29 protein-coding genes and 1 pseudogene are annotated in these 25940 nt (G+C 67.7%); 15 read left to right on the top strand and 15 right to left on the bottom strand.

All coding sequences use genetic code 11. The annotated features are described in order from the left end of the window. Window positions 1-18: 18 nt before the first annotated feature. Window positions 19-426: a winged helix-turn-helix transcriptional regulator gene (locus tag ON38_RS02240; RefSeq protein ID WP_245563858.1), complete on the top strand. Its 408-nt coding sequence runs from the start codon at window positions 19-21 to the stop codon at window positions 424-426. 160 nt (window positions 427-586) lie between these two features. On the opposite strand, the gene ON38_RS02235 is transcribed toward ON38_RS02240, so the two are convergent. The 4 genes from ON38_RS02235 to ON38_RS02220 form a co-directional block, all read right to left on the bottom strand. Beyond that, the gene (locus tag ON38_RS02235; protein ID WP_039821876.1) at window positions 587-1330 is read right to left on the bottom strand and encodes a DUF427 domain-containing protein; all 744 of its coding nucleotides are present in this window, start codon (window positions 1328-1330) and stop codon (window positions 587-589) included. 95 nt (window positions 1331-1425) lie between these two features. Beyond that, window positions 1426-2742: an MFS transporter gene (locus ON38_RS02230; RefSeq protein WP_039821875.1), complete on the bottom strand. Its 1317-nt coding sequence runs from the start codon at window positions 2740-2742 to the stop codon at window positions 1426-1428. A gap of 14 nt (window positions 2743-2756) precedes the next feature. After that, window positions 2757-3209: a MarR family winged helix-turn-helix transcriptional regulator gene (locus ON38_RS02225; RefSeq protein WP_051164272.1), complete on the bottom strand. Its 453-nt coding sequence runs from the start codon at window positions 3207-3209 to the stop codon at window positions 2757-2759. A 19-nt stretch (window positions 3210-3228) separates the two neighbouring features. Next, entirely contained in the window at window positions 3229-3468 is a 240-nt protein-coding gene (locus ON38_RS02220; protein WP_051164271.1) for a hypothetical protein, read from the bottom strand. On the opposite strand from ON38_RS02220, the pseudogene ON38_RS37320 reads away from it, so the two are divergent. After that, a pseudogene (locus ON38_RS37320) lies at window positions 3460-3627 on the top strand (cytochrome P450); the annotation flags it as partial. The gene ON38_RS02220 and the pseudogene ON38_RS37320 overlap by 9 nt on opposite strands. Window positions 3628-3666: 39 nt before the next feature. Here the strand turns inward: ON38_RS37320 and ON38_RS02215 are convergent. After that, window positions 3667-4821, bottom strand: a complete 1155-nt coding sequence (locus tag ON38_RS02215; RefSeq protein WP_039822019.1) for an acetyl-CoA C-acetyltransferase — start codon at window positions 4819-4821, stop codon at window positions 3667-3669. A 43-nt stretch (window positions 4822-4864) separates the two neighbouring features. After that, entirely contained in the window at window positions 4865-5512 is a 648-nt protein-coding gene (locus ON38_RS02210; RefSeq protein WP_169333238.1) for a TetR/AcrR family transcriptional regulator, read from the bottom strand. A gap of 265 nt (window positions 5513-5777) precedes the next feature. On the opposite strand from ON38_RS02210, the gene ON38_RS02205 reads away from it, so the two are divergent. Continuing rightward, window positions 5778-6284, top strand: coding sequence for a nitroreductase/quinone reductase family protein (locus ON38_RS02205; RefSeq protein ID WP_039821872.1), 507 nt, complete (start codon window positions 5778-5780; stop codon window positions 6282-6284). A 351-nt stretch (window positions 6285-6635) separates the two neighbouring features. On the opposite strand, the gene ON38_RS02200 is transcribed toward ON38_RS02205, so the two are convergent. Both ON38_RS02200 and ON38_RS02195 read right to left on the bottom strand, forming a co-directional pair. Continuing rightward, entirely contained in the window at window positions 6636-7433 is a 798-nt protein-coding gene (locus ON38_RS02200; RefSeq protein WP_039821871.1) for an SDR family oxidoreductase, read from the bottom strand. Next, entirely contained in the window at window positions 7430-8590 is a 1161-nt protein-coding gene (locus ON38_RS02195) for an acyl-CoA dehydrogenase family protein (protein WP_039822017.1), read from the bottom strand. The genes ON38_RS02200 and ON38_RS02195 overlap by 4 nt, the downstream gene beginning before the upstream one ends. Before the next feature lie 192 nt (window positions 8591-8782). On the opposite strand from ON38_RS02195, the gene ON38_RS02190 reads away from it, so the two are divergent. Genes ON38_RS02190 through ON38_RS02170 form a run of 5 tightly spaced genes read left to right on the top strand, consistent with a single transcriptional unit; the run spans window position 8783 to window position 14527 of the window. Then, window positions 8783-10351 carry a FadD3 family acyl-CoA ligase gene (locus ON38_RS02190; RefSeq protein ID WP_039821869.1) on the top strand — a complete coding sequence of 523 codons (1569 nt, stop codon included), beginning with the start codon at window positions 8783-8785 and terminating at the stop codon, window positions 10349-10351. Continuing rightward, window positions 10351-11253 (top strand): enoyl-CoA hydratase, encoded by a 903-nt coding sequence (locus ON38_RS02185; RefSeq protein WP_039821868.1) that lies wholly within the window; start codon window positions 10351-10353, stop codon window positions 11251-11253. The genes ON38_RS02190 and ON38_RS02185 overlap by 1 nt, the downstream gene beginning before the upstream one ends. Then, window positions 11254-12393, top strand: coding sequence for an acyl-CoA dehydrogenase family protein (locus tag ON38_RS02180; protein ID WP_039821867.1), 1140 nt, complete (start codon window positions 11254-11256; stop codon window positions 12391-12393). It begins immediately after the preceding gene. After that, window positions 12390-13418: an acyl-CoA dehydrogenase family protein gene (locus ON38_RS02175; RefSeq protein ID WP_039821866.1), complete on the top strand. Its 1029-nt coding sequence runs from the start codon at window positions 12390-12392 to the stop codon at window positions 13416-13418. Before ON38_RS02180 ends, ON38_RS02175 begins: the two co-directional genes overlap by 4 nt. Before the next feature lie 56 nt (window positions 13419-13474). Continuing rightward, on the top strand, window positions 13475-14527 hold the full coding sequence (locus tag ON38_RS02170) for an acyl-CoA dehydrogenase family protein (RefSeq protein ID WP_039821865.1): 1053 nt from the start codon (window positions 13475-13477) through the stop codon (window positions 14525-14527). Between the two features lie 69 nt (window positions 14528-14596). Here ON38_RS02170 and ON38_RS02165 read toward each other — a convergent pair whose 3' ends face one another. Continuing rightward, complete coding sequence (locus ON38_RS02165; protein WP_039821864.1) at window positions 14597-15511, bottom strand: quinone oxidoreductase family protein; 915 nt, start codon at window positions 15509-15511, stop codon at window positions 14597-14599. A gap of 187 nt (window positions 15512-15698) precedes the next feature. Here ON38_RS02165 and ON38_RS02160 point away from each other — a divergent pair, with 187 nt between their 5' ends. After that, on the top strand, window positions 15699-16316 hold the full coding sequence (locus ON38_RS02160) for a TetR/AcrR family transcriptional regulator (RefSeq protein ID WP_039821863.1): 618 nt from the start codon (window positions 15699-15701) through the stop codon (window positions 16314-16316). A gap of 244 nt (window positions 16317-16560) precedes the next feature. Beyond that, complete coding sequence (gene rsgA, locus ON38_RS02155) at window positions 16561-17607, top strand: ribosome small subunit-dependent GTPase A (RefSeq protein WP_039821862.1); 1047 nt, start codon at window positions 16561-16563, stop codon at window positions 17605-17607. 119 nt (window positions 17608-17726) lie between these two features. Here the strand turns inward: rsgA and ON38_RS02150 are convergent, their stop codons facing one another. The 4 genes from ON38_RS02150 to ON38_RS02135 all read right to left on the bottom strand — a co-directional run bounded on the left by ON38_RS02150 (window position 17727) and on the right by ON38_RS02135 (window position 20057). After that, window positions 17727-18101 carry a type II toxin-antitoxin system VapC family toxin gene (locus tag ON38_RS02150; RefSeq protein ID WP_039821860.1) on the bottom strand — a complete coding sequence of 125 codons (375 nt, stop codon included), beginning with the start codon at window positions 18099-18101 and terminating at the stop codon, window positions 17727-17729. Next, entirely contained in the window at window positions 18098-18355 is a 258-nt protein-coding gene (locus tag ON38_RS02145; protein WP_039821859.1) for a type II toxin-antitoxin system Phd/YefM family antitoxin, read from the bottom strand. The genes ON38_RS02150 and ON38_RS02145 overlap by 4 nt, the downstream gene beginning before the upstream one ends. Before the next feature lie 129 nt (window positions 18356-18484). Continuing rightward, entirely contained in the window at window positions 18485-18814 is a 330-nt protein-coding gene (locus ON38_RS02140; RefSeq protein WP_039821858.1) for a hypothetical protein, read from the bottom strand. Window position 18815: 1 nt separating this feature from the next. Continuing rightward, the gene (locus ON38_RS02135; RefSeq protein WP_039821857.1) at window positions 18816-20057 is read right to left on the bottom strand and encodes a 3-ketosteroid-9-alpha-monooxygenase, oxygenase component; all 1242 of its coding nucleotides are present in this window, start codon (window positions 20055-20057) and stop codon (window positions 18816-18818) included. A gap of 261 nt (window positions 20058-20318) precedes the next feature. Between ON38_RS02135 and hsaA the strand changes: the two genes are divergently transcribed. The 4 genes from hsaA to hsaB all read left to right on the top strand — a co-directional run bounded on the left by hsaA (window position 20319) and on the right by hsaB (window position 23966). Continuing rightward, the gene (gene hsaA / locus ON38_RS02130) at window positions 20319-21482 is read left to right on the top strand and encodes a 3-hydroxy-9,10-secoandrosta-1,3,5(10)-triene-9,17-dione monooxygenase oxygenase subunit (protein WP_039821856.1); all 1164 of its coding nucleotides are present in this window, start codon (window positions 20319-20321) and stop codon (window positions 21480-21482) included. Next, a complete protein-coding gene (gene hsaD, locus ON38_RS02125) occupies window positions 21482-22360 on the top strand; it encodes a 4,5:9,10-diseco-3-hydroxy-5,9,17-trioxoandrosta-1(10),2-diene-4-oate hydrolase (protein WP_039821854.1) in 879 nt (292 codons plus the stop codon). Before hsaA ends, hsaD begins: the two co-directional genes overlap by 1 nt. Window positions 22361-22362: 2 nt before the next feature. Continuing rightward, a complete protein-coding gene (gene hsaC, locus ON38_RS02120; RefSeq protein ID WP_039821852.1) occupies window positions 22363-23262 on the top strand; it encodes an iron-dependent extradiol dioxygenase HsaC in 900 nt (299 codons plus the stop codon). A gap of 92 nt (window positions 23263-23354) precedes the next feature. Beyond that, complete coding sequence (gene hsaB, locus ON38_RS02115; RefSeq protein WP_051164287.1) at window positions 23355-23966, top strand: 3-hydroxy-9,10-secoandrosta-1,3,5(10)-triene-9,17-dione monooxygenase reductase subunit; 612 nt, start codon at window positions 23355-23357, stop codon at window positions 23964-23966. Window positions 23967-23996: 30 nt separating this feature from the next. Here hsaB and ON38_RS02110 read toward each other — a convergent pair whose 3' ends face one another. After that, a complete protein-coding gene (locus ON38_RS02110) occupies window positions 23997-24422 on the bottom strand; it encodes an acyl-CoA thioesterase (protein ID WP_039821850.1) in 426 nt (141 codons plus the stop codon). Between the two features lie 51 nt (window positions 24423-24473). Continuing rightward, window positions 24474-25355, bottom strand: a complete 882-nt coding sequence (locus tag ON38_RS02105) for an NAD(P)-dependent oxidoreductase (RefSeq protein ID WP_039821848.1) — start codon at window positions 25353-25355, stop codon at window positions 24474-24476. 143 nt (window positions 25356-25498) lie between these two features. On the opposite strand from ON38_RS02105, the gene ON38_RS02100 reads away from it, so the two are divergent. Then, the gene (locus ON38_RS02100) at window positions 25499-25912 is read left to right on the top strand and encodes a winged helix-turn-helix transcriptional regulator (protein WP_039822014.1); all 414 of its coding nucleotides are present in this window, start codon (window positions 25499-25501) and stop codon (window positions 25910-25912) included. Window positions 25913-25940 lie beyond the last annotated feature (28 nt).

The following is a 25940-nucleotide window of genomic DNA, read 5'->3' as shown; positions in this document are numbered from 1 at the left end:
GAACGTACTTTGTGGTGCGTGAGCGTGCGGCGAACCTTCTACTCCTGCCAGATCGAACTGGCGATGGACACCATCGGCGGCAAGTGGGCGGTCGTGATCCTCGGCTATCTGAAGGAGGGGCCGCGGCGCTACGGCGAACTGCGCCGGCTCGTTCCCGAGATCACCGAGAAGATGCTGACCCAGCGGCTGCGCGAACTCGAGACAGCCCGCCTGATCGAGCGGACGGTGGACGAGGGCGCGGTCCGCACCGTGACCTATCGGCTGATCGATCCCGGACTCCGGCCGGTCCTGCAGGCGCTCTACGACTGGGGTGGGACCCTGGCGGCTCGGGACAGTATCGAGATCGGGTCCCCACGCGCGGAAACATCGGAATCGCGGCATGGCGATCCGGTCGGCCGAACGGCATCGCCGCCGCCATCGGGTTGATCCGGTACTTCCTCGGCGCGCCGCCGCGGGTGTGCTCCTACAAGACCTCGGTATTCCCCCTGACCGGACCTCGTCCCTGCCGCGACACCGGCTCTGCCGTCGGTGCCCGGTGCGCCGGGTGGCGGCCGACGCGCACCCAGCCGGCCGCCCACTGGTTCCCTCAGCCGAACGGACTTCGCGGCCGCTCCTGCAACTCGCCGTCGATATAGAGATCGACCTTCTCGTTGTAGAAGCAGGCCAGCCCGGCGATCTTCTGGCTCTCCGGGGTCGGGGTCCGGTAGATCCACACCAGATCCGGATACTCGGTCTCGCCGATGTGGATGTTCCAGTAGTCGGCGTTGCCCTTGTACGGGCAGCCGGTGTGGGTGTCCGACGGCCGCAGCAGATCCATCCTGATATCGGTGAGCGGCAGATAGAAACGGGGCGGGAGCCCGGTCTCGAACAGGATCCGGGGGGACCGTGAATCCGCCACGGTCACACCGTCGAGTTCCACCCGTACATGCCGGGAGCTCGCCAGAATGTCCACCCGCGAGTACGGGTTGCGGGGGTGGACGTAGATGGGCTCGTCCTCCTCGAACCATTCGTCCATCGCGTCCCACTCCAGCCGCACCAGGTCGTGCAATGGCTCATCCGCATAGCGCAGGGCGGCGCCGGCAGCCGTGGTGCCGTCCACCACGACGTTGTACTCGGTCCCCTCCCCGAGGCGCGGCGAGGTGCGCGTGCTGCCGTCGAACTCGAGTTTCGCGCGCAGGTCGGCGACCGGGATGTAGTAGGCCGGGTAATAGGGGTTCTCCCAGACCAGCGCGGGCCGCACGGTGTCGGCGACCAGATGGCCGCCGAGGTAGACCCGCACCCGCTTCTGGATCGTCTCGACCCGGACCTCGTCTCGCTGTGCTTCGGTCATACTCCCCGACCCTACGCCGAGCAGGTTGCCCGGGGGCCACGAAAAGCGCGGGTCCCGCCTGTCGGCGGGACCCGCGGAAAGACCTCTTGTGGAGGTCAGTCACCGACCGTGACCGCCTGCGCTTCCTCCACACTGTGGGGCGCGGGGTCGTGGTCGTCGATATGGGCCAGGGCCGAGCGGCCGGCCAGCAGCACCACCACACCGGCGGCGGTGCAGACCGCGCCCACCCAGAACGGCAGCGAAACACTGGTCTCCCCGAGTTTGCCCGCCAGCCACGGTGCGGCGGCGCCGCCCACGAAGCGGACGAAGCTGTAGGCCGCCGACGCGGTCGAGCGTTCCACCGGGGCGGAGATCATCACGGCCTCGGTGATCAGCGTGTTGTTCACGCCGAGGAACAGGCCCGCGAGGACGACGCCGACGATCAGTACCGGCTTGTGCTCGGCGAACAACGCCATCACCGCCAGGTCCGCGGCGAACAGCCCGACCGCCACGGCGATCATCGGAAGCGTGCCGAAACGGTGCTGCAGTTTGGGCGCGAAGAACACCGAGGCCACGGCCAGCAGGATGCCCCAGCCGCAGAAGATGAAGCCGATCGCGTAGGTGCCCATATCCAGCGGAAACGGGGTGTAGGCGAGCAGGGTGAAGAAACCGAAGTTGTACAGCAGGGCCGTGATGCTCACGACCAGCAGGCCGCGGTGGCGCAGCGCTTTGAACGGCGCCGCCAGCGAGGTCGGTTTCGCGGCTTTCGGCCCCTCGGGCAGCAGCACGACGATCGCGATGAAGGCGACGGCCATCAGCACCGACACTCCGAAGAACGGCCCGCGCCAGCTGATCCCGCCGAGCACGCCGCCCAGCAGGGGTCCGGTGGCGATACCGATCCCCAGCGCCGCCTCGTAGAGGATGATCGCGCGCGCGACCCCGCCGCTGGCGGCCCCGACAATGGTGGCCAGCGCGGTGGCGATGAACAGGGCGTTGCCGAGCCCCCAGCCCGCGCGGAAGCCGACGATCTGGCCGACCGTCTCCGACATTCCGGCCAGGGCCGCGAACACGATGATCAGCGCGAGGCCGGCGAGCAGCGTCTTCTTCGCGCCGAACCGGCTGGAGACCACACCGGTGACCAGCATGGCGACACCGGTGACGAGCATATAGCTGGTGAACAGCAGCGATACCTGTGACGGCGACGCGTGGAGCTGTTCACCGATGGGTTTGAGAATCGGATCGACCAGGCCGATGCCCATGAACGCGATAACGCTGGCGAAGGCGACGGCCCAGACCGCCTTCGGCTGTCCGGTCGATGTGCTGTGTTGTTCGAGTACGAGCGCGGGCCCTACGTGGTCACGCTGCGCTACCGCCTCCGGGCCTGACGCGCTCGTACTGTCCGGCGCGGTGGCCTTCCCGGTCGTGGTGCTCATCGGTCTTTCCTCGATTACGGGTGGTGCCCGGCCGATTCCCGGATCGCCGCCAGCAGGTCCCGTAGGTCGGCTGCGAGTCCGGTCAAGCGTTCGGCGTCGAAGCCGGGTAGCGGGCCGGACAGCGCCTCACGCATGGAGACGCGGGTGGCGGCGAGCCGGGCACGCCCGGCCGGGGTGAGTTGGACGACGACCGCACGCGAATCGTCCGGGTCGCGGTGCCGGGAGGCGTATCCCTCTCCCACCAGACGGGCGATGAGCGCGGTCGCCGTGGGTTGCGACGTGCGATCGATACGAGCGAATTCGCTGACCCGCAGCGAACCGTGCTCCTCGAGCCCTGCCAGTGCGCGCACGGTGGCGCGCGGTAGGTCGTCGACGCTGAGCATTCCCGCCGCGCGCGTGAGCCGACCCGCGGTGACGAGTAGATCGACGACGGTGTCGTCCACATCGGTCACCGGGTTCGACTGCACCTCGATATTATTACATAGGCTAACTATCTATTTCTAGACCGTCCGGTGGGATACCCGCCACACGCCGCAGCTGCGCGAGGAAGGTCGCCCGGTCGTCGCCCCGGACCACGTAGTGACAGGCCACCGGCCGGATGATCGACGCGGCGACGATATCGGCGTCGGCGCCCTCGACCATCGGCCGGATGAGTTCACGCATAACCGGCATGACCCGGGCGAGTTCGGCCAGGACGTGATCCGGTTCCACATCGACGGCATCCACAGCTGCCTGGGTGTCGCTCTGGCCCGGCTGGAGGGCCGGATCGCCCTGGACGCGCTACTCGACGTGATGCACGAGTACACCGTCGACCGGGCGGGCCTGCGCCGGGCAACGGTGACCGATATCGCCGGGTGGGCGAAAGTGCCCGTCCGGGTTCACCGACGGAGCCGATGTGGTGGCGGCATTGCCGCCACCACCCGATCAGCGATCGAGCCTTTCGATGATGGTGGCGTTGGCGGTGCCGCCACCCTCGCAGATGGTGAGCAGGCCGTACCGGCCGTCGATCCGCTCGAGTTCGTTCAGCAGGGTGGCGAAGAGTTTCGCGCCGGTCGCGCCGAGCGGGTGGCCCAGGGCGATGGCACCGCCGTTGACGTTCACCTTCTCCGGGTCGGCGCCGGTCTCTTTCAACCAGGCCAGCACCACGGGGGCGAAGGCCTCGTTGATCTCGACCACGTCGATGTCGTCGATGGTCAGACCGGTCTTCTCCAACGCCCACCTGGTGGCCGGGATGGGCGCGGTGAGCATGTACAGCGGGTCGGCGCCGCGGGCGCTGACGTGGACGATGCGGGCGCGCGGGGTGAGACCGTATTCTTCGACCGCCCAGTCGGAGGCGAGCAGGGTGGCGCTGGCGCCGTCGGAGATCTGCGAGGCGACCGCGGCGGTCAGCGGGCTGCCCTCCTCCAGCGCGGGCAGCGACGCCATCTTCTCCAGGCTGGTCTCGCGCGGACCCTGGTCGATCCAGAAATCGCCCACCGGCACGATCTCATTGTCGAACCGGCCCGCTTTGATGGCCGCACGGGCGCGCTCGTGACTGCGCAGCGCCCACTGCTCCATATCCTCGCGGGTGATCCCCCATTTCTCGGCGATCATCTGCGCCCCACGGAACTGCGACACCTCACCGGTGCCGTAGCGATGATCCCAGCCCTTGGCGCCGACGAACGGCGAATCGAAGCCGTACTCCTTACCGGCGATCATGGCCGCGGAGATCGGGATGGCGCTCATGTTCTGCACACCGCCGGCCACGATGACCTCGGCGGTACCGCTCATGATGGCCTGGGCGCCGAAGTTGATGGCCTGCTGGCTGGACCCGCACTGCCGGTCCACGGTGACACCGGGGACCTCTTCCGGATATCCGGCGGTCAGCCACATCGTCCGGCCGATATTGCCGGCCTGCGGGCCGACGTTGTCCACACAGCCGACGATCACATCGTCGACCCGGGCGGGGTCGATCGAATTGCGGCCGAGCAGGCCCTGCAACGCGGCCGCGCCGAGATCGGCCGGGTGGACCTCCGCCAGCGCACCACCGCGCTTCCCGACCGGGGTGCGCACCGCATCGATCACATACGCCTCACGCAGCGGTGCGTAGGGGCGGCGGGCAGCTGTTGCCATGGAATTTCTCCTAATCGGTGTGGCCCGGCACGGTGAGCCCGTCGAGCACGATGGTGAGGTACTGCTTGGCGAGCGTGTCGACGGTGAGCGACCCGCCGCCGGGCCGGTACCAGCGGACCGCGACCCAGACCGTGTCGCGCAGGAAGCGATAGGCCAGGTCGATATCGAGTTCGGGGCGGAAGCTGCCGTCGGCGACCCCGCTGGTGAGCACGCGACGCCAGAGCTCGCGGAACTCGCGGTTGTAGTCGTCGATATAGGCGAAACGTTCGGCGGCGCGCAGGCGTTTGGCCTCGGACTGGTAGATGGCGACCGCCGCGTGGGATCGGTCGAAGGCCTCGTAGGAGGCCAGCACCAAGGCTTCCAGCGTGGCGCGTGAATTCAGCCCGGCGGCGACGATCTCGCGGTAGCGTCCGAACAGTTCGTCGAGGAAACCGCGCAGGATCTCGTCCACCATCCCCTCTTTCGAGGAGAAGTGGTGGTACAGGCTGCCGGAGAGGATGCCCGCCGCGTCGGCGATATCACGCACCGTGGTGGCGCGCACGCCCCGTTCGGCGAACAGCTCGGCCGCCATATCGAGTAGTTCGGTTCGCCGGGCCGATTTCGAGGGGTCGGGTGCGGTCACCCCGCCATAATACAACCAAGCATTTGCTTGGTCCATGGGCGGTGCGCAAACGTACGGGCCCGAGTTTTCCGGCTCCCCCCTCCCTGTCGGAGCCGGACCCCTCGGGCCCGCGTCTCGGAAGAGGTACGAACTCCGCACTGCTTCCGATTGATTGGACGGCCGATATCCCGAACCGGTTCCGCCGCATGCCGAATTCAGGCGACCGATTCGGCGATCCACCGTTCGCTGCGCGAGGAGCCACAGCGAACCCGGGCCCGCCGCACACCCGGGGGCGCACCGGTCTCGTCGGTATATTCGCCGGATGACGACACCCTTTCCGCAGCGACAATGGGGTTCGCCGGAGAGCCCGTTGGCCCGTGCGGCAGACAGGTTCGCAGGCACGAAGTTCGGCTCCCGGGTGGTCCGCGCCCTCACCCCACTGGACCGCCGGGTACTCGAACGCACCGATGCCCGCTACACCGTGCTCGGGCCGATCGGAGCACCGGTGATCCTGCTGACCACAACGGGTCGCCGGTCGGGACAGCCGCGTACCCAGCCGCTGCTGTGCGTACACGACGGTGCGACCCTCTACGTCATCGGCAGCAACTTCGGTGGCGCCCGCCACCCGGCCTGGACGGCCAATCTTCTCGCCGACCCGGCCGCGACCGTTTCCATCGCCGGCGAACGCATACCGGTCACCGCCACCCGGGTCGACGGGCCGGCCGCGGAATCGGTATTCGAACGATTCGTCGAGATCACCGGCGCCTATGCCGCCTACCGCAAGCGCACCGACCGCGACCTGCGCATCTTCGCGCTGACCCGCGCCTGAACCGCGTCTACACACGCCGAATTCGCAGGCGACCCACACCGGAGCTCACCGCCGGCCGAGCTCCGGGCCTGCACCCGCCTGCGGCGCGCGCCTGCGCATTGTCGACGGCGCCGCGCAATCCACCGAACCCGGCACACCCGCCGTCCGATCGAGGAGGCATCCGGCGGTACCGGACGCGGGCACACCAGAACCCCGCCGACACCGGCTCGGCCGTACGGAAATCGACGGCAGGCACGGTACAGCACCGGCCCGAGGTGACCGCATGCCGATGAACGCGGTGGCGGCCGAGCGCCCGATGCGCCGCCGGGGAACGGTTCCGGTTCGGACGAGCCAACCGGCCGGGACGGGCGCTCAGGCGCGCTGGCTGCTGATCGAGACCACCTCGCCGGTGAGATAGGTGGTGTAGTCGCTGGCGAGCATCGCGATGGTGGCCGCGACCTCCCAGGGCTCGGCCGCCCGGCCGAAGGCCTCACGCTCGGAGAGCCGGTCGAGCAGTTCGCTGGAGCTGGTCTTGTCCAGGAAGGCGTGCCGGGCGATGCTCGGCGACACCGCGTTGATCCGGACCCCCAACTCGGCCGCCTCGACCGCGCTGCACCTGGTCAGCGCCATGACACCGGCCTTCGCCGCGGCATAGTGCGCCTGACCGTACTGGGCCCGCCAACCGAGCACGCTCGCGTTGTTCACGATCACGCCGCCGTGTTTCGCGTCGCGGAAGTAGTTCAGCGCGGCCCGGGTGCAGCGGAAGGTTCCGTTGAGGGTGATGTCGAGGACACGGTCCCACTGTTCGTCGGTCATATCGACCACCGGCGTCTCGCCGCCGAGCCCGGCATTGTTGACGAAGATATCGACCCCGCCCAGCGCCGCGGCCGCGCCACGCACCAGTTCGTCGACCTGTTCGGTGCTGGTGACATCACAGGCGATCGCGGCGACCAAGCGGTCGCTGAACTCCTCGGACAGTTCGGCGCGCGTGGCCTCCAGCCGCCGTTCGTGCCAGTCCGAGACCACTACGTCGGCGCCTTCGGCGAGCAACCGGCGAGCCGTCGCGGACCCGATCCCGGTACCGGCGGCCGCGGTGACCACCGCCCGGCGGCCGGTGAGCAGCCCGTGCCCCGGAGTCTGCGCGGGAGCGACCGACAGCGGCCCGCTCACTGGCGGGCCTCACGGGGCAGACCGAGCACCCGCTCGGAGATGATGTTGCGCTGCACTTCGTTCGAACCTCCGTAGATCGTGTCGGCGCGGGTGAACAGATACAGCCGCTGCCATTCGTCGAGATCACCGTCCGCGGCGACGAGTCCGGCGGCGCCGCGCACCGCCATGGCGAGCTCGCCGAGTCCGCGATGCCAATTCGCCCAGAGCAGTTTGCCCACCGAGGCCTGGCCGCCGTCGTCGGCGGTCTCGGCCATGGTGCGCAGTGCGTGGGCGCGCAGGACCCGCAGCCCCACCCAGGCACGATCTATCTTGTCCGCCAGGAGCGGATCGTCGAGGGCGCCGGACTCGCGGGCCAGATTCTCGATCGCCGCCAATTCCCGGGCGAAGCGGATCTGCTGGCCGAGCGTGGAGATACCGCGTTCGACGTTCAGCGTGCCCATCGCGACCCGCCAGCCGTCGCCCGGCTCGCCGACGACCAGGTCGGCCTCGGTGCGCGCGTTGTCGAAGAACACCTCGTTGAACTCGGAGGTGCCGGTGAGCTGCACGATCGGGCGGACCTCGATACCCGGCTGATCCATCGGCACCAGCAGGTACGAAAGACCTTTATGACGTTTCGAACCCGGTTCGGTGCGGCAGACCGCGAAGCACCAGTCGGCCACATGCGCCAGCGAGGTCCAGATCTTCTGCCCGTTGATCGACCACTGGTCACCGTCCAGGCGCGCGGAGGTCGAGACGGCGGCGAGATCGGAGCCGGCGCCCGGTTCCGAGTAGCCCTGACACCACAGTTCGGTGACGGTGCGGATACCCGGCAGGAAACGGTCGCGCTGGGCGTCGGTCCCGAAGGCCAGCAGGGTCGGGCCGAGCAGTTCCTCGCCCACATGAGAGACCCGCGCGGGCGCGTTCGCCTTCGCGTACTCCTCGTGGAAGATGATCTGCTGCGCCACACTCGCGTCGCGCCCGCCGTACTCCACCGGCCAACCCAGGCAGGTCCAGCCGGCGGCGGCCAGCGCGCGATCCCATTCCAGGCGTTCGTCGAAGGCCTCGTGTTCGCGGCCGGGTCCGCCCAGTCCGCGCAGCTCCCGGAATTCACCGCTGAGCTGCTCGTCGAGCCAGCTCCGCACCTGCGCGGCGAATTCGCCGTCGCTCAGGGCGGCCACGCTGGTCCGTTCGGCCGTCGGCCGAGCCCCGGCGGCGTGTTCGGCCGATTGCCGCCCGCCGTCGCGGCCGGTACCGGATTCTGAGGTCTGGATAGCACCCACGCCGGTAGGATAACCTACCAAGCACTTGCTTTGTAGACCGCCGCTCGCAGACCGCGCACCACCCACGGCCGCACGACATCGAGGACACCCGTGACCACCCCTGCGCACACCCCACCGACGGACCGGACCACGCCGCTGGCCCTGCACGCCGCCGCCCAGACCTACGGCACCGCGCCCGCGCTGGCCGATGGACCGATCCGGCTCGACTGGGCCCAGCTGCTCGAACAGGTCCAGGACGTGGCACGCGCCCTGCTCGCCCGGGGAATCCGGACCGGTGACCGGGTGGGCATCTGGTCGCCCAACACCCACCACTGGGTGATCGCCGCGCTCGGCGCCCACTACGCCGGCGCGACGCTGGTTCCGCTCAACACTCGCTACGTCGCCGACGAGGTGGCCGATGTACTGCGGCGGGTCGACGCCAAGGGCCTGTTCATCGCGGGCACCTTCCTCAAACGCGACCGGCTCGCCGAGTTGCGCGCGGCGGCGCCCGATCTGCGGATCGATACCGTCGTGGTGCTCCCGGTCGAAGGCACCGAAGAACCGGTCGAGGACGCCTTGAACTGGTCGGAGCTGGCGGCCGCCGGTGCCGGAGTGAGCCGCGAACAGGCGCGCGAGCACGCGGAATCGATCAGCCCCGAGGACCTGTCCGACATCCTGTTCACCTCCGGCACCACCGGCCGCAGCAAAGGCGTCCTCATCGCGCACCGGCAGACGCTGTCCGCGGTCCGCGGCTGGACCGAATGCGCCACGCTGAACAGCGATGACAATTATCTGATCGTCAACCCGTTCTTCCACAGCTTCGGCTACAAGGCCGGAATCATCGCCTGCCTGCTCACCGGGGCGACCATCGTCCCGCAGATCGTTTTCGATGTCCCGACCACCATGCGGCTCATCGATCAGGAGCAGATCACCGTCCTGCCCGGCCCGCCCACCATCTACCAGTCCATCCTCGATTTTCCCGACCGCGGCGACTACCGGCTGGCGAGCCTGCGCGTGGCCGTCACGGGGGCGGCTCCGGTACCGGTTGTCCTGGTCGAACGGATGCGCCGGGAACTGGACTTCGATGTGGTGCTCACCGCCTACGGGCTCTCGGAGTCCACCGGGTTCGGCACCATGTGCCGGGTCGACGACGACGCCGAAACCATTTCCGCCACCAGCGGCCGCCCCATGGCCGGATTCGAGCTGAAACTCAGCGACGCGGGCGAGGTCCTGCTGCGCGGACCCAATGTGATGCTCGGTTATCTGGACGATCCGGAGAGCACCGCGAAAACGATCGACGCCGACGGCTGGCTGCACACCGGTGATATCGGCGTGGTCGACGACCGCGGCTACCTGAAGATCACCGACCGGCTCAAGGACATGTATGTCAGCGGTGGATTCAATGTGTATCCGGCCGAGATCGAACAAGTCCTGGCCGGATTGGACGGTGTCGCCGTCGTCGCGGTGATCGGCGTACCCGATACCCGGATGGGCGAGGTGGGCAAAGCCTATATCGTCCGGAAACCGGGCGCCGCCCTCAGCGAGGACCAGGTGTTCTCTTATGCCACCAAGGCACTGGCCAATTTCAAGGTGCCGCGTTTCGTCGAATTCCGCGACGAATTGCCCTACAACGCCAGCGGCAAGGTGCTCAAACGCCAGCTACGTGAGGAGAATTCGTGATGTCGGACAGCCCTGCCGGGGGCATTCCCTATGAACCCGATGTGGTGATCTACGAACGCCGCGGCGCGATCGCGGTGGTCACCTTGAACCGGCCCGAGTACCGCAATGCCCAGAACTCGGTGATGACCTACGCGATCGATGCCGCGTTCGAGCGGGCGGTGGAGGATCCCGAGGTCAAGGTGATCGTGCTGGCCGGCAACGGGAAACACTTCAGCGCCGGCCACGATCTGGGCACCCCCGGACGCGACCATCATGTGAAGTATCCGAACAAGGCCGCGCTGTGGTGGGACCATGTCGACCGCCCCGGCGGTGACCAGCGCTTCGCCCGCGAGACGGAGGTGTATCTGGGGATGTGCCGCCGCTGGCGGGAAATTCCCAAGCCGACCATCGCCATGGTGCAGGGCGCCTGTATCGCGGGCGGGCTCATGCTGGCCTGGGTCTGCGATCTGATCGTCGCCGCCGACGACGCGTTCTTCTCCGACCCCGTGGTGCGCATGGGAATTCCGGGTGTCGAGTACTTCGCCCATCCGTGGGTGATGGGTCCGCGGGCCGCCAAGGAATTCCTGTACACCGGCGACCGGTTCGATGCCGCGCAGGCCAAGGAGTGGGGCATGGTCAACCGGGTCGTGCCGCGCGCCGACCTGGAATCGGAGACCATGGCGCTGGCCGAGAAGATCTCGGCCATGCCGCAGTTCGGGCTGGCCTTGACGAAGAAAGCGGTCAACCAGTCCGAGGACCTCATGGGAATGCGCGCCGGAATGGATTCGGTGTTCGGCCTCCATCATTTCGCGCACGCGCACAACGCCGAGGTCGGGACGGACTCTCTGGGCGGTATGAACGCCAGAACCATGAAAGCGCAGGCGAGTACGGCCGACGCGAAGAATACGGACGGGAAAGACTGAATGGATCTCGATCTCGACGAAGGCACCCGGGAATTCCAGCGGGAGGTCCGCGAATTCCTGGCCGCGAACGTGCCCGCGGAACCGCTGCCGTCCATGGACACCGCAGCCGGATTCGAAGCCCATCGCACCTGGGAACGCACCCTGGCCGAGGCCCGGCTGTCGGTGGTGTCGTGGCCGCGCGAGTTCGGTGGGCGGGACGCGTCGCTGCTGAAATGGGTGCTGTTCGAGCAGGAGTACTACGCGGCGGGCGCCCCCGGCCGGGTGAGTCAGAACGGTATCTTCCTGCTGGCTCCCACCCTGTTCGAGCACGGCACCCCCGAGCAATTGGAGCGGATCATGCCGCGGATGGCCCGCGGCGACGATATCTGGGCCCAGGCCTGGTCGGAACCGGAGGCCGGTAGCGATCTGGCCGGTATCCGCTCCACCGCCCGGCGCACCGACGGCGGCTGGGTGCTCAGCGGTCAGAAGACCTGGAGTTCCCGGGCGGCGTTCGCCGACCGCGCGTTCGGCCTGTTCCGCAGCGATCCCGCCGCCGAGCGGCACCGCGGACTCACCTATCTGATGTTCCCGCTCGACGCCGACGGCGTGACCGTCCGCCCGATCCCCCAGCTCGACGGCGAACCCGGTTTCGCGGAGATCTTCCTCGACGATGTCTTCGTTCCCGACAGCGATGTGATCGGCGCGCCGAACGAGGGCTGGCGGGTCGCCATGAGCACCTCCAGCAACGAGCGCGGTCTCTCACTGCGCAGCCCGGGCCGGTTCAGCGCGACCGCGCAACGATTGATCGACCTGTGGACCGAACGCGGCGATACCGGCACCGCGGCCCGCGACGCGGTGGTGGACGCCTGGCTCGGCAGCGAGGCCTACCGGCTGCACACTTTCGGGACGGTCACGCGGCTGAACGAGGGCGGCAAGCTCGGCGCCGAATCGTCGATCACCAAGGTGTTCTGGTCCGAACTCGATATCGCCATGCACGAAACCGCACTGGATCTACTCGGACCGGAAGCCGAACAGGCTAGTCGCTGGACGGACGGCTACCTGTTCTCGCTGTCGGGCCCGATCTACGCCGGTACGAACGAAATCCAACGCAACATCATCGCCGAGCGGCTCCTCGGCCTACCGAGGGGAAGTGGCCGATGAAATTCGCGCTCAGCCCGGAACATCTGGACTTCGGTGCCAGTATCCGCAAACTCTTCGAGTCCGGTTCCACGACCGCCGCGGTGCGGGCGTGGAGCGCCGGCGATCCCGCGCCCGGCCGGGCACTGATCGAACAATTGGCCGCCGCCGGGGCATTCGGCCTGACCATCGCCGAGGAGTTCGGCGGTCTCGGCGCCGAACCGTTGGACCAGGTGGTCGCCTTCGTCGAGATCGGTCGTGCGGCGGCCGCGGGCCCGCTGGTGGAGGCGGCGGCCGCGGTTCCCGCCCTGCTCCAGGCGCTCGCCGATCCGGAGCCCGCCCGCCGCTGGTTGCCGGGGATCTCCGAGGGCACCCTGACGGCAACGGTCGCCTTCACCGGCCGCGGTGGACGCGCGGTGGCTGTGGACGCCGACCGCGTCGACCTCGTACTGGTCGCCGACGAGGACCGGCTGAGCACCGGCCGGGCCGGTGAACAGGTGCGTTCGGTGGACCCCGCCCGCCGGCTGTTCGTGGTGGAAGCCGACGAGCTCGTCGCCGAGGGACCGCAGGTCGCCGCGGCGATCGCGGCCGGTTTCGATGCCGGGGCCCTGGCCAATGCCGCCCAGTTGCTCGGCGCGGGCAAGGCGCTGCTCGACGCGTCGACCGACTACGTGAAGCAGCGCAAACAGTTCGGTCGCCCGATCGGTGAATTCCAGGCCGTCAAACAGAAGCTGGCCGATGTGCTCATCGGGCTCGATCTCGCCGAACCGCTGCTGTACCGGGCCGCGCTGACCACCACGACGGCCAACAGCGCCCGCGATATCTCCGCCTCGGTCGTGACCTGCGCCGAGGCCGCCTACCGGGCGGCCCGCGCCGCCCTGCAGGTGCACGGCGCCATCGGCTACACCGCCGAATACGACCTATCGCTGTGGCTGACCCGGGTCACCGCCCTGCGCACCGCGTGGGGCACCCCGGACCTGCATCGCGGCCGGATCGCCGAGGCGCTGCGCACCGGGCCCGCCGTGGATCCGGCCGGCGCGCTCACCTGACCGGAGACCCGGCGGGTTGCGCTGCCGGTATCCGTCCGAAACCACGGGAGAAAAAGATGATCAGCGAGGAACAGCAGGAGCTGGTGGCGGCGGTCCGGGGACTGCTGGCCAAACGTGACGCGCGGGCCGGCATCCGCAAAGCCATGGACACCGATCTGGGCTACGACCCGCAACTGTGGGCGCAGCTGTGCGAACAGGTCGGGGTGGCCGCGCTGGCCGTGCCCGAGGAGTTCGGCGGGTTCGGCGCGGGCCTGGTCGAATCTTTGCTGGTGGTCGGCGAACTCGGCCGGACCCTGGCCGATGTGCCCATGTTGGGCTCGGCAGTCCTGGGCGTGCAGGCGGTGCTGCTCTCCGGTGATCGAGAGGCGTGCGCGCGGCTGCTGCCGGAGGTCGCCGAGGGCCGCCGCACCCTGGCAGTCTGCTGGGCCTCGGCCCGCGGCTGGGACGGTTTCGGGGTGCGGGCCACGGGTGACACCCTCGACGGTACGGCCCACTACGTGCTCGACGGCACCGTCGCCGACACGCTGATCGTGGTCACCAGGACCGGCCTCTTCGAGGTCGACCCGGCCGCCGGCGGTGTCGAGCGGCGCCGGGTCGCCGCCATGGATCCCTCCCGCGCACTGTCCGAGGTCTCGTTCACCGCTACCGCCGCCCGCCGCCTGGGCGACGCCGAACCGGGGCCGATCATCGAACGTCTGCGCCGCGTCGCGTGGGCCGCGGTCGCCGCCGAACAGGTCGGCGCGGCCGAGTACTGCCTGGAGGCCACGGTCGAGTACACCAAGTCGCGGGTGCAGTTCGGCCGGGCCATCGGCAGTTTCCAGGCCCTCAAGCACCGGATGGCCGATATGTACGTGCTCGCCGAGTCGGCGAAATCGGCGGCCTTGGCCGCCACCTTCGCGGTGGCCGAGGACGCCCCGTCGGCGGCCGAGGACGTCTGGGTGGCCCGCCGGCAGTGCTCCGAATCGTTCTCCACCATCGCCGCGGAAACCATCCAGCTGCACGGCGGTATCGCCATCACTTGGGAACACGACGCGCACCTGTACTTCAAACGGGCCCACGGCGACGCCGAACTCTTCGGCGTACCACGCCGTCCACTGGTCAACAGCTGAGGACACCCGGGTGGGCCGAAGCGCGCGGCAGCGACGAGACTTTCGGCGAGATTGCGGTCCTGGACCGAATCAGCCGGCGCCGTGGCTCATCCGGATCGCGACACGTCCGGTATTGCGGCGCGCCTCGACCGACGCGAGGGCGGCGCCGATCTGTTCGAGCGGATACACGGTGTGACGGGGGCCGATCGCTTTGTCGGCGAGCAGTTGCCACAGCTCCCGACGGTAGTGCTCGATCCGTTCCGGCTCGGTGCGCGCCGGTCGGCCTATCGAAAAACCCGTGACACTCTTGTGGTCCGCGAGCAGACTTCCCGCCTCCACCGTGCCGCCGCCCGCGCTGAAGACCACCAGGCGTCCGTACGGCGCCAGCGCTTCGACCGCCCGCGGCACCAGCGCACCACCTACTCCGTCGGCTATCACATCGAACCTTTCGGTCCACGGCTCGTCGTAGGTGACCACCGCGTCGGCGCCGCACTCACGGACGAAGCCGGCTTTGTCGCCCGTTCCGACCGCGCCGACCACCCGCGCGGCGCCCGATGCTCGCGCGATCTGCAGGGCCAGATGACCGGTTCCGCTCGCCGCCGCGGTGACCAGCACCGATTTCCCGGCAAGGGGTCCGGCCGCACGCAGCGCCCCCAGTGCCACCAGACCGCCGCGCACCACGGCGAGCGCGTCGGCGGCATCCACCCCACCGGGCAGTTCTGTCACCAGCTCCGGTGTGGCGAGGACATGGTCGGCGTAGGCCCCTTCCAGGACCACCCCGCCGACCTCCTTGCCCAGCCAGCTCTCCGGAACACCCGAACCGATCTCGACCACGGTGCCCACCATTTCGCCTCCGGGCTCGGCGACGGGATCGGTCCGCAGCATGCGCACCAGGCCCAGGTGGACACCCACGAGTCGGGTCCGGACAAGGAGCCGGCCCGGACCGGGTGCGGGCCGCGGCACCTCGACGACCTCCGGATGCCCGGTGAAGCGAATTCTGCGCACGTCGCCCTGCCTTCCTGGTCCGACGCCGGGTCACCGGCGTCGCTCGTCCGCTGTGATGACGAAGCCACTTACCTGCTCACGCGGCCGTCGGGATTCGGCAGCGGCCATAACTTACATCGATAGTAAATTTATGCTCAGGGCAGAAAGTATGTCAACGCGAAAATTACGTTCGTTGTACCTTTGGCTCATGAGCACCGACTCGATGGGCCTGCGAGAGGCCAAGAAGCGTGAGACCCGCCGATCGATCTCCGACCACGCGACGCGCCTGTTCATCGAGCGCGGGTTCGAGGCCACCACCATCGCCGATATCGCCGCGCGGGCCCGGGTCGCCAAGAAGACGGTGACCAACTACTTCCCCCGCAAGGAGGACCTGGCACTCGATATCCACCGGGAGTTCGTCACCTCGCTCGCGGAGACGGTGCACGCACGCGCTCAGGGCACCTCCGCCCTGGCCGCTCTCCGTACCGAATACCTCGCCGCCGCACGGCGTTCCGACGCCCTCGCCGGCTTCTCCGGTCCGGACTTCTGCCGCATGATCACCGACAGTCCGACCCTGGTCGCGCGGCTGCGCGAACTGCACGAACTTCGCGAACACGCACTCGCCGCGGCCCTGCCCGGCGACGATCTCACCCGCCGGGCCGCGGCCGCCCAATTCGGCGCCGCGCACCGCCTGCTGTTCCAGCGGGTGCAGGAACTGACGATGCTCGGACACTCGCCCGCACACATCGTGGCGCGGGCGGTCGACGAAGCCGGGCGGGTCTTCGATCTGCTCGAACCCGCGCTCGGCGACTATGCGATCGCCTGAGCGCGACCTCCGCGGCTTCTTCGCCCGCTGTGCGGGCGCCGCGAAAAAAGAATTGCGCACCCGCGGAAGGCATGCCAGAGTATCCGGCAACAGCGAGTCGTGAAGGAGGTGGAGAACGTGACGGTCGCCCGGATTGCCGTGGCGCGGCGGACCGCATCGGTTCGTACCGCCCCGTCGTTCTCCCTCTCGAACTCCACTCGCTGAGCCCGTCGGGCTCGGCGCCCGACGAAGGATTTCTTCCCTCATGGTCGACTTCGACCCACTCGTCCCTTTCGGCTGGACAGAAAACTTAGCCGAGCAGTACCTCCCGCTCCTCGACGCCGATTGCGTCCCCGCCCGCATCGTGCGGATGGATCGTGGCGAATGCGATGTGGTGACCCCCACCGGGCCCGCCCGGGCCACCTGTCCGCGCGCGGACTCCTCGGTGAGCGGTCTGTGCACCGGCGACTGGGTGAGCCTGGACGCCCGTTCACATGTCCGGGCTCTGCTGCCCCGCCGTACCGCCATCACCCGCTCCGCCGCGTCCGGGCGGTCGGAGAGCCAGGTACTGGCCGCCAATGTCGATACCGTGCTGATCTGCGCGCCGGCCGACGGCGACGTGGATCTGGGGCGCATCGAACGGCTGCTCGCCCTGGTGTGGGAAAGCGGCGCCCAGCCCGTGGTCGTACTCACCAAGGCGGATACCACCGAGGATCTACCGCTCGACGAGGTCCGTGCCGTGGCGCCGGGCGCCCCGGTGCTGGCGGTCAGCGCGACCGCCGAACTCGGTCTCGATGTGCTGGTCGCGGTGCTGAGCGGCACGGTGGTGCTCCTGGGACCGTCCGGTGCGGGTAAGTCCACACTTGCCAACGCACTGCTCGGCGCAGAGGTCTTCGCCACCGACGCGGTGCGCGCGGCCGACAAGAAGGGCCGGCACACCACGGTGCACCGTGAACTGCGGCCGCTGCCCACCGGCGGCACTCTCATCGACACTCCCGGACTGCGGGGTGTCGGATTGTGGGACGCGGCCGAGGGCATCAGCCGGACCTTCAGCGATATCGAGGAACTCGCCACCGGCTGCCGGTTCGCCGACTGCGCTCACGACGCCGAACCGGGTTGCGCGGTCCGCGCGGCCGTCGAGTCCGGCGAGATACCAGAACGGCGGGTGCGCAGCTATCGCAAGCTGGGCAAGGAGAACGCCTGGATGGAAGCGCGGTCGGACAAGCGGCTCCAGGCCGAGCGCGACAAGGTGTGGCGGGGTATCGCCAGGGAACAGCGGCGCATGTATCGCGAGCGCGGCTCCCGGCGCTGATCGCACCGCCGATACGGTCCGATCACCGAATGAAATACGGCCGCTTCCAGATTTCTGGAAGCGGCCGTAGCCATTCAACCGGCGCTCTTTCACGCTGCGCCCTGGCGGGCGGTAGCCCGTCAGACCGCGAGTGTCGGTACCTCGTATTTCTGACACCACGGGTCGCGGGTGGCCAGCACCAAGCCTTCCGAACCGGCTTGCGCCAACAGCATGCGATCGAATGGATCGCGGTGGATCAGTGGCATCCGACCGGCAGCGATGGCGTGTTCTGCATCGATACGCAACAGATTGAACCCGCTGTCACGCACTCGCTCCGGGAGGTCGGCCGGTCCGCCCAGCTTGCCACCTGCCTGCTTTATCGCCACCTCCCAGACGGACGCGGCACTGACGAAAACATCCGGGTCGTGATCGAGCCGATCCTTTATTTCGCCGCTGAGCGTGGGATCGTCCGCGAGCCACCACAGGACCACATGGGTATCGAGCAAGAGGCTCATCGCGATATACCGAACTCGTCGGCTATTGCCTCGTTCGTCTCGTCGGAATCCCAATCCGCTTCCAGCACGAGCGTTCCGCGGAGCGACCCACGACCGGTACGGTCGGCTCGCCGGACCAGCGGCACCACCTTGGCTACCGGATGGCCGGCCCGGCTGATCACGATCTCCTCGCCACGTTCCACCCGCTCCACGATGCGGGACAGATTTGTCTTCGCCTCGTGGATATTGAACTGCTCTGCTGCGCTGCTCGCCATGGACACCTCCTTAGCTAACAGGTTAGCCCACTGAGGTGTCCCAGCACAGCGTCCGCGCGACTCCGCAGAAGGGGTGTCGCCGCCGTAGGACACCTCGGTCGTCCCCGGCCGCCCGGTGGTCCCGGCAGGCTACTCCGGAACCTCGAGCAAACCCTCGTCGACGGCCCATTTGATGGTCTTCTGCAACCGGTCACATGTTTCCGGCCGACCGGGCCCGTACCCCTTGGCGCTGAGCTCGGCGAAGACCGGGCAGCGCGCGGCCGGGTTCTCGGTCCACTGCACCGAGGTCTGCCGGGAGCTGCTCTTGCGGACCCGTACCTCGGTGTCACAGGCCTGACACCGCAGCGGTGTCAGGCCGTCCTCCAGGTACCGCTGCTGATCCACGACCGTCTGGGCCCGCACCGCGGCCTGCCGGGCGGGCTGGTCGGCGAAGTCGGGTGCTTTTGCCCAGCGGGTCATATCAGACTCCTGCCTCCGCTTGGTCGGCGTCCGCCGCGGCCGCCTCTTGTTCGCGCTTGCGCCGCAGGTTCTCTTCGACCTCGGCTTCCCACGCCTCGTTCGCCTTGGTGGTGTCTACCTCGAATTCGAACCGCTGGGTCATCTTCTCGGTCACATCGGCGACATCGACGTAGAACTGGTCGTACCAGCGCCGCAGCTGGTAGACCGGGCCGTCCTCCTCGCAGAGCAGTGGGTTCTCGACCTTGGATTTGTGCTTCCAGATCTCCACGTCCTGCAGGAAACCGTCGCCGAAGAAATCGGCCATGGTCTTCGCGAGGTTCTGCGCGGTCTCGTCGTCGAGGCCTTTCGGCTTCTCGACGGTCAGGCCCCACTGCAGCATGAACGAATCCTGCGTCACCGGATAGTGGCAGTTGATCAGGTTGACCGTGATCTCGTAACCGCCGTAGCTGTTGACCAGGGGGTTGATCATGTAGGAGGGCCCGAAGTACGAGGCCTCCGATTTCAGGAGCTGATCGCCGGCGTATTTGGCGCCCATCCCGATATCGGGCCGACCCTTGGTCTCCAGGAACTGAGTGGCGACATGCCCTTCGAAAACGTTCTTGAAGAAGGTGGGGAAGGCGTAGTGGATATAGAAGAAGTGGGCCATATCCACGACGTTGTCGATGATCTCACGGCAGTTCGCGCCCTCGATCAGCAACGAGTTCCAGGTCCATTCCGTCCAGCCACTGTCGAGTTCCTCCACCGGGTTGCCGTCGGCATCGGTGTAGGGGCCCTTGATATAAGGGATGGTGACCTCGGGCGGCGGTTCGTTGCGCTCGTGGTCGTGCCAGACAAAGAGCTGACCGTTGCGTTCGAGGGTGGTCCAGCGCCGCGTCCGCGCCAGCGGGGGCACGCGCCGCGCGTAGGGGATGGACGTGCATTTGCCGTTGGCGCCCCAGCGCCAATCGTGGAACGGGCAGGCGACATCGTCGCCCTTGATCTCGCCCATGCTGAGATCACCGCCCATATGCCGGCAGTAGGCGTCGAGTACGTGCAATTCGCCGGCGCTGTCGGCCCAGATCACCAGTTTGGTTCCGAACGCCTGCACCGAATGCGGTTTGCCGTCCCGGAAATTCTGCGCCAACCCCAGGCAATGCCATCCGCGCGCGTACCGGGTGGGAACCGAGCCGACGTCGAGCTCCCGGACCTTCGCACCGCGCTGCGCCGGATCCGCCGCCGCGCGGGTCCCTCCGTGGTTACGCACGCTGCCTCCTCCGGGCCCATCGCTCGGCGACGGGGGGGTTACTGCCATCGCAATTCCTCCTCCTGCTGTACTAGAACACGTTACAAAACTGACGCCCCGAACGCCAGCTATTCACGCCACATCCAGCACATGTCGCATATATGCGGCCCACCGACACCGGTTCTCGACATGAACAAGAACCTGTTCTAGTCTCAGAAGTAAATTCTGCGCCGAGCAGATGACCACCGGTTAGCAAACGACCAGGCAGGAGCAGGGCCGGAGATGACGCGACAAGTGACCGAACGGGTCGAGGCGCTATTGCCCACGCTGCGCGCCCGCGCACAGGAGGCCGAAGACCTTCGGCAGATCCCCGACGAATCCATCAAGGACCTGCAGGAAGCCGGGTTCTTCCGGTTGCTGCAGCCCAAGCAGTGGGGCGGGCACGCCGCGGACCCGGTCGTCTTCTACGACACGGTCCGCAAGATCGCCAGCGCCTGCGGCTCCACCGGTTGGGTCGCCGGGATCATCGGCGTGCACAACTGGCACCTGGCGCTCTTCGGCCAGGAAGCTCAGGAAGAGGTGTGGGGCGAGAACACCGATGTGCGGATCTCCTCGTCCTACGCGCCCATGGGTGCCGGCACCGTGGTCGACGGCGGCTATCGGGTCAGCGGCTCCTGGGCCTGGTCCTCGGGCTCCGGGCACGCCGACTGGACCTTCGTCGGCGGTCCGGTGATCAAGAACGGCAAACCGGTCGATTTCGGTAGCTTCCTGATTCCTCGCTCCGAATACGAGATCGACGACGTCTGGAACGTGGTCGGCCTGCGCGGCACCGGGTCGAATACGCTCGTGGTGAAGGACGTTTTCGTCCCCACGCACCGGTTCCTCAGCTACAAGACCATGAACGACCTGAAATCGCCCGGTCTCGAACGCAACACCGATCCCGTGTACAAGATGCCGTGGGGGACCATCCATCCCACCACCATCTCCGCGCCGATCATCGGTATGGCCTACGGCGCCTACGAAGCCCATGTCGAGCACCAGGGCAAGCGGGTGCGCGCGGCCTACGCCGGGGAGAAGGCGAACGAGGATCCGTTCACCAAGGTACGGATCGCCGAGGCCTCCAGCGATATCGATGCCGCCTGGCGGCAGCTGTCGGGCAATGTGGCCGACGAATACGCGCTGCTGCTCGAGGGCAAGGAGATCCCGTTCGACCTGCGTGTACGCGCCCGGCGCGACCAGGTCCGCGCGACCGGCCGGGCCATCGCCTCGATCGACAAACTGTTCGAGAGCTCCGGTGCCACCGCACTGGTGAACGGCACGCCGCTGCAGCGGTTCTGGCGGGACGCCCACGCCGGGCGTGTGCACGCCTCCAACGATCCCGAGCGCGCCTACGTCATGTACGGCACGCACGAATTCGGGCTGCCGGTTTCCGACGGGATGGTGTGATGACCTCGACCGCCGAACTCACCTACGAATCCACCTCGCGATTCGCCCAGGTTCGTCCGGATCTGAAGCTGCATTACCACGAGGCCGGCATCGGTAACGGTCCCACCATCGTGCTGCTGCACGGCGGCGGGCCGGGCGCCTCCTCCTGGTCCAACTTCTCGCGCAATATCCCGGTGCTGGCCCGTGACTTCCACGTGATCGCGGTCGATCAGCCCGGGTACGGGCAGTCCGACAAGCCGACCGAGCATCCGCAGTACTTCGTGCACAGTTCCTCGGCGCTGAAGGATCTGCTCGACACCCTGGAGATCACCGACCGGGTCCATCTGCTGGGCAATTCGCTCGGCGGCGGCGCGGCGGTGCGATTCGCGCTCGACTACCCCGATCGGGCCGGGAAACTGATCCTGATGGGCCCGGGCGGGCTGAGCACCAACCTGTTCGCCCCCGATCCCACCGAGGGCGTCAAACTGCTGGGCAAGTTCAACTACGAACCGACCCGGGAGAACATCGAGGCGTTCCTGCGGATCATGGTGTTCGACCAGTCCCTGGTCACCGAGGAACTCATCGACGAACGATTCGCCTCCGCGAGCACCCCCGAGGCGCTCGCCGCCGCCCGGGCCATGGGTAAATCCTTCGCGAGCGCCGATTTCGAGAAGGGCATGCTCTGGCGGGACGCGTACAAATTGCGCCAGCCGGTCCTGCTGATCTGGGGCCGCGAGGACCGGGTGAACCCACTCGACGGCGCGCTGGTGGCGCTCAAGAGCATCCCGCGCGCACAATTGCATGTGTTCGGCGGGTGCGGGCACTGGGCCCAGCTGGAGAAGTTCGCCGAATTCAACCGGCTGGCCACCGATTTCCTGCTCGGCGTCAAGGAGAAATGACGATGAGTATCAAGGCACTCGGGTACATGCGTATCGAGGCCACCGATATGGCGGCCTGGCGCGAGTACGGCTTGAAGGTGCTCGGCATGATGGAGGGCGACGGGAACAACCCCGACGCGCTCTATCTCCGGATGGATGATTTCGCCGCCCGCTTGGTGATCGTGCCGGGTGAGAAGGACCGGTTGCTGGTCTCCGGCTGGGAGGTCACCGACGGTCCCGCACTGCAACGCCTCCGGGAGACACTGGAGAAGAACGGCGTCGACTTCGAAGAAGGCACCAAGGAGGAACTCGCCGAGCGCCGGGTCGAAGGAATGATCCGCTTCCGGGACCCCTCCGACAACACCCTCGAGGCGTTCTACGGTGCGCAGTACCTGGGCCGCCGGTTCGTCAGCCCGTACGGCCACAAATTCGTCACCGCCGAACAGGGCCTGGGCCATGTGGTCCTGACCTGCAACGACGATGCCGCGGCACAGGCGTTCTACCAGGATGTGCTCGGATTCCGGTTGCGCGATTCGATGCGTTTGCCGCCACAGCTCGTGGGCCGGCCCGAGGACGGTGACCCGGCCTGGTTGCGGTTCTACGGGTGCAATCCGCGCCACCACGCGCTGGCGTTCCTGCCGCTGCCCAATCCGACCGGCATCGTCCACCTCATGGTCGAGGTGGAGAACTCCGACGATGTCGGCCTGTGCCTGGACCGGGCCATGCGCAAGAAGGTGAAGATGTCGGCCACCCTGGGCCGGCACATCAACGACAAGATGCTGTCGTTCTATATGAAGACTCCCGGCGGGTTCGACGTCGAATTCGGCTGCGAAGGACTGGAAGTCGACGACCACAGCTGGATCGCCCGGGAATCCACCGCGGTGAGCCTGTGGGGCCACGATTTCTCCGTGGGTTTCAAGTGATCTCCGGCCGGACCCGGTGCGATACTCGCATCGGGTCCGGCCGAATCCGGCGGCCCGTCCGCCGGCAGCTCCATGAACGAGGCGAGGACGGTATGAACGTGACGGCACCAGCGGATCCGGCCGACGGCGCGGGCGAAGCGGCCACTATCGACCCGCGGCAGTTCCGCAATATCCTCGGGCAGTTCTGCACCGGCATCACGGTCATCACCACGTTCACCGACGACGAAACCCCCATCGGTTTCGCCTGCCAATCCTTCGCCGCCCTCTCCCTCGAACCACCTCTGGTGCTGTTCTGCCCGACCAAGGGCTCGCGGTCCTGGGCCGCCATCGAGGCCAACGGCCGGTTCTGTGTGAACGTACTCGCCGAGGAACAGCAGCCGGTCTGCGCGAAGTTCGGCTCCCGCGAACCGGACAAATTCGCCGGAACCGATTGGCACACCTCCGACCTCGGCCTGCCGCGGCTCGACAACTCCCTGGCCACCATCGAATGCCGGGTGGACAGCGTGGTCGACGGCGGCGACCATTTCATCGTCATCGGCCGCGTCCTGGCCATGTCGGAGACCCCCGCCACCACCAACGGCCGCCCGCTGCTGTTCTACCGGGGTCAGTACACCGCCATCGAACCGGAGAAGACCACCCCGGCCCCCTGGCGCGCCGACCTCGACCACTTCCTCACCACCACGACCCTGGACACCTGGCTGTAGGCGAGATCAAGCGCCACCTTCATACGTACATCAGTGTCGGCCGAGCTGCAGCAGTTCGGGGCGGCTCGCCATCGACCGCCATTGCCGGGCCGGGTCGGCGACGAGGCGGCGGGTGGTCAGGTCGAGTAGCCCGCTGACGTGGGACACCGTGGCGGCGACCTCGCCGTCCGGGCGGGTGAGGACGTGCTCGACCCGATAGGTCTTGCCCGTCCCCCACACCCAGTCGCAGGTGATGTCGACGTAGTCGCCGCCACGCAGCTCCCGCTGGAAACGCAGGACCGTTTCCAGGTTCACCGGACCGAAGCCTGCCGCGATCATCTCCTCGACCGGAATCCCTGCGGCCTGCACGCATGCGAACCGGGAATGATCGGCGTACTGGTGATACGCCGCGCCGGTCACATGCCCTTGTAGATCCAGGTCGGAAACCCGCACTTCGATCCGGTTGGTGAACGCCATGACCGGATCATGCCGGTCGGCACCGACAGGGGGCAGCGACCGTGGTGCGTGTTACTCGCGGTTCCCGGCCAACTCCTCGGTGATCCGTTCCAGTCCCTCGCCCGCCCGGCCGTCTGCGATCTGCCGATCGATGAGGTTCTTGATCGGGCCGACGATGTCCAGGCCGACCCCGGCGTCCCGGCTGGCCCGCACGATCGCGTCGAAGGCGGGTTTGTGGAATCGCGCGGGCTGGACGTCGTCGGCGTAGTCACCACTGTCGATCACCTCGGCATAGGCCGGAAGCAGCCCCGCCATGGCGGTGACGTACGCGGCCGCGCGGGGGGCGAAGGACGCGGCCGTGACCCCGGCCGAACGCACCATGGCGGCACCGTGGAAGAACCCGGTGAACATCGCGTACATACCGGCCAGCAACGCGAAATCGTAGAGCGCGGCGGTCCCGGCATCGGCACCGAAGTAATCCGCCGCGCCAAGTTTCTCCAGGTCCGAGCGGAAGCGCTGGAATACCGATTCCGAGCCGCTGTAGAGGATGGAGGCGCCCGGCCCGCCGATCATCGGCGGTACCGCCATGATACCGCCGTCGAGGAAGTCGATACCGTGTCCGGCCGCCCAGCGGGCGAGTTCCCGGGAGTCCTCCGGAGCGGTGCTGGTCAGATTGATCAGCGCCTTACCGCGCAGCCGGTCGACGACCGGGTCGAGCACCTCATGCACGGACGCGTGATCGCCGAGGACGGCGACGATCACGGCAGCGGAACCGATCGCCGACACGGTATCGGGGGCGCTCACGGCACCCAGGCCCACCAGTTCCGCGTCCTTTCCCGGGGTACGGTTCCACACCGTGGTGGGATTTCCGGCCTTCACCAGGGTGGTGGCAATGGCCCGGCCCATGGGTCCGAGACCGAGCACGGCCACGGTTGTCTGCTCGTTTGCGGTCATATCTACCGACTCCTTGCTGAGGCGAATGGTTCATCTGCTCGGCGCGCCCGCACCAACGATCATCGACACCGGATGTCGGGACAAGTACCTACTATTCGGTGAGGTACCTACCAAAAGGTATGGGAACAGGTAGCGAGGTCGAAGTGGGCGAGAAAAGGTTCGGACCGTATTTCTGCGGGATCGATGCCGCCATGGATGTGATCAGCGGTAAATGGAAAGGGCTGATTCTCTGGGAGCTGGACAACTACGGCGTACGGCGGTTCGGTGAGCTACGTCGCGGGCTCCCCGGGGTGTCCGAGAAGATGCTCATCCAACAGCTACGTGAGCTCGAGGAAGACGGGTTGATAGACCGGACGGTCTACCCGGAGGTTCCGCCGCGGGTGGAATACCGTCTCACCGGCCTGGGCCGCTCCCTCAATACTGCGCTCGAACCGCTCGGCGAGTGGGGGCGGGAACGCATCGCGCGAGTCGGCGCCGCGCGTGTTCATCCGCAGCCGAGCGCGGCACCGGCGATACCCGGCGGCAATCCACCTCATCGGCAAGCTGCCGGCGAGTAGACGGGCGGCCCGACCGGCTCGGTCCAGG

The organism is Nocardia testacea NBRC 100365 (genome assembly GCF_000308775.1).
Lineage (GTDB): Bacteria > Actinomycetota > Actinomycetes > Mycobacteriales > Mycobacteriaceae > Nocardia > Nocardia testacea.
This window is presented reverse-complemented; position numbering and strand designations above follow the sequence as displayed.

Excerpts from the sequence above, each read along its gene's own strand:
- ON38_RS02175 (WP_039821866.1), top strand. The coding sequence starts at position 12,390 with ATGAAATTCGCGCTCAGCCCGGAACATCTGGACTTCGGTGCCAGTATC.
- ON38_RS02170 (WP_039821865.1), top strand. The coding sequence starts at position 13,475 with ATGATCAGCGAGGAACAGCAGGAGCTGGTGGCGGCGGTCCGGGGACTG.
- ON38_RS02145 (WP_039821859.1), bottom strand. The coding sequence starts at position 18,355 with ATGGCGAGCAGCGCAGCAGAGCAGTTCAATATCCACGAGGCGAAGACA.
- ON38_RS02210 (WP_169333238.1), bottom strand. The coding sequence starts at position 5,512 with ATGGACCAAGCAAATGCTTGGTTGTATTATGGCGGGGTGACCGCACCC.
- ON38_RS02160 (WP_039821863.1), top strand. The coding sequence starts at position 15,699 with ATGAGCACCGACTCGATGGGCCTGCGAGAGGCCAAGAAGCGTGAGACC.
- hsaD (WP_039821854.1), top strand. The coding sequence starts at position 21,482 with ATGACCTCGACCGCCGAACTCACCTACGAATCCACCTCGCGATTCGCC.
- ON38_RS02185 (WP_039821868.1), top strand. The coding sequence starts at position 10,351 with ATGTCGGACAGCCCTGCCGGGGGCATTCCCTATGAACCCGATGTGGTG.
- ON38_RS02150 (WP_039821860.1), bottom strand. The coding sequence starts at position 18,101 with ATGAGCCTCTTGCTCGATACCCATGTGGTCCTGTGGTGGCTCGCGGAC.
- rsgA (WP_039821862.1), top strand. The coding sequence starts at position 16,561 with ATGGTCGACTTCGACCCACTCGTCCCTTTCGGCTGGACAGAAAACTTA.
- hsaC (WP_039821852.1), top strand. The coding sequence starts at position 22,363 with ATGAGTATCAAGGCACTCGGGTACATGCGTATCGAGGCCACCGATATG.
- ON38_RS02105 (WP_039821848.1), bottom strand. The coding sequence starts at position 25,355 with ATGACCGCAAACGAGCAGACAACCGTGGCCGTGCTCGGTCTCGGACCC.
- ON38_RS02205 (WP_039821872.1), top strand. The coding sequence starts at position 5,778 with ATGACGACACCCTTTCCGCAGCGACAATGGGGTTCGCCGGAGAGCCCG.
- ON38_RS02230 (WP_039821875.1), bottom strand. The coding sequence starts at position 2,742 with ATGAGCACCACGACCGGGAAGGCCACCGCGCCGGACAGTACGAGCGCG.
- ON38_RS02110 (WP_039821850.1), bottom strand. The coding sequence starts at position 24,422 with ATGGCGTTCACCAACCGGATCGAAGTGCGGGTTTCCGACCTGGATCTA.
- hsaB (WP_051164287.1), top strand. The coding sequence starts at position 23,355 with ATGAACGTGACGGCACCAGCGGATCCGGCCGACGGCGCGGGCGAAGCG.
- ON38_RS02180 (WP_039821867.1), top strand. The coding sequence starts at position 11,254 with ATGGATCTCGATCTCGACGAAGGCACCCGGGAATTCCAGCGGGAGGTC.
- hsaA (WP_039821856.1), top strand. The coding sequence starts at position 20,319 with ATGACGCGACAAGTGACCGAACGGGTCGAGGCGCTATTGCCCACGCTG.
- ON38_RS02235 (WP_039821876.1), bottom strand. The coding sequence starts at position 1,330 with ATGACCGAAGCACAGCGAGACGAGGTCCGGGTCGAGACGATCCAGAAG.
- ON38_RS02140 (WP_039821858.1), bottom strand. The coding sequence starts at position 18,814 with ATGACCCGCTGGGCAAAAGCACCCGACTTCGCCGACCAGCCCGCCCGG.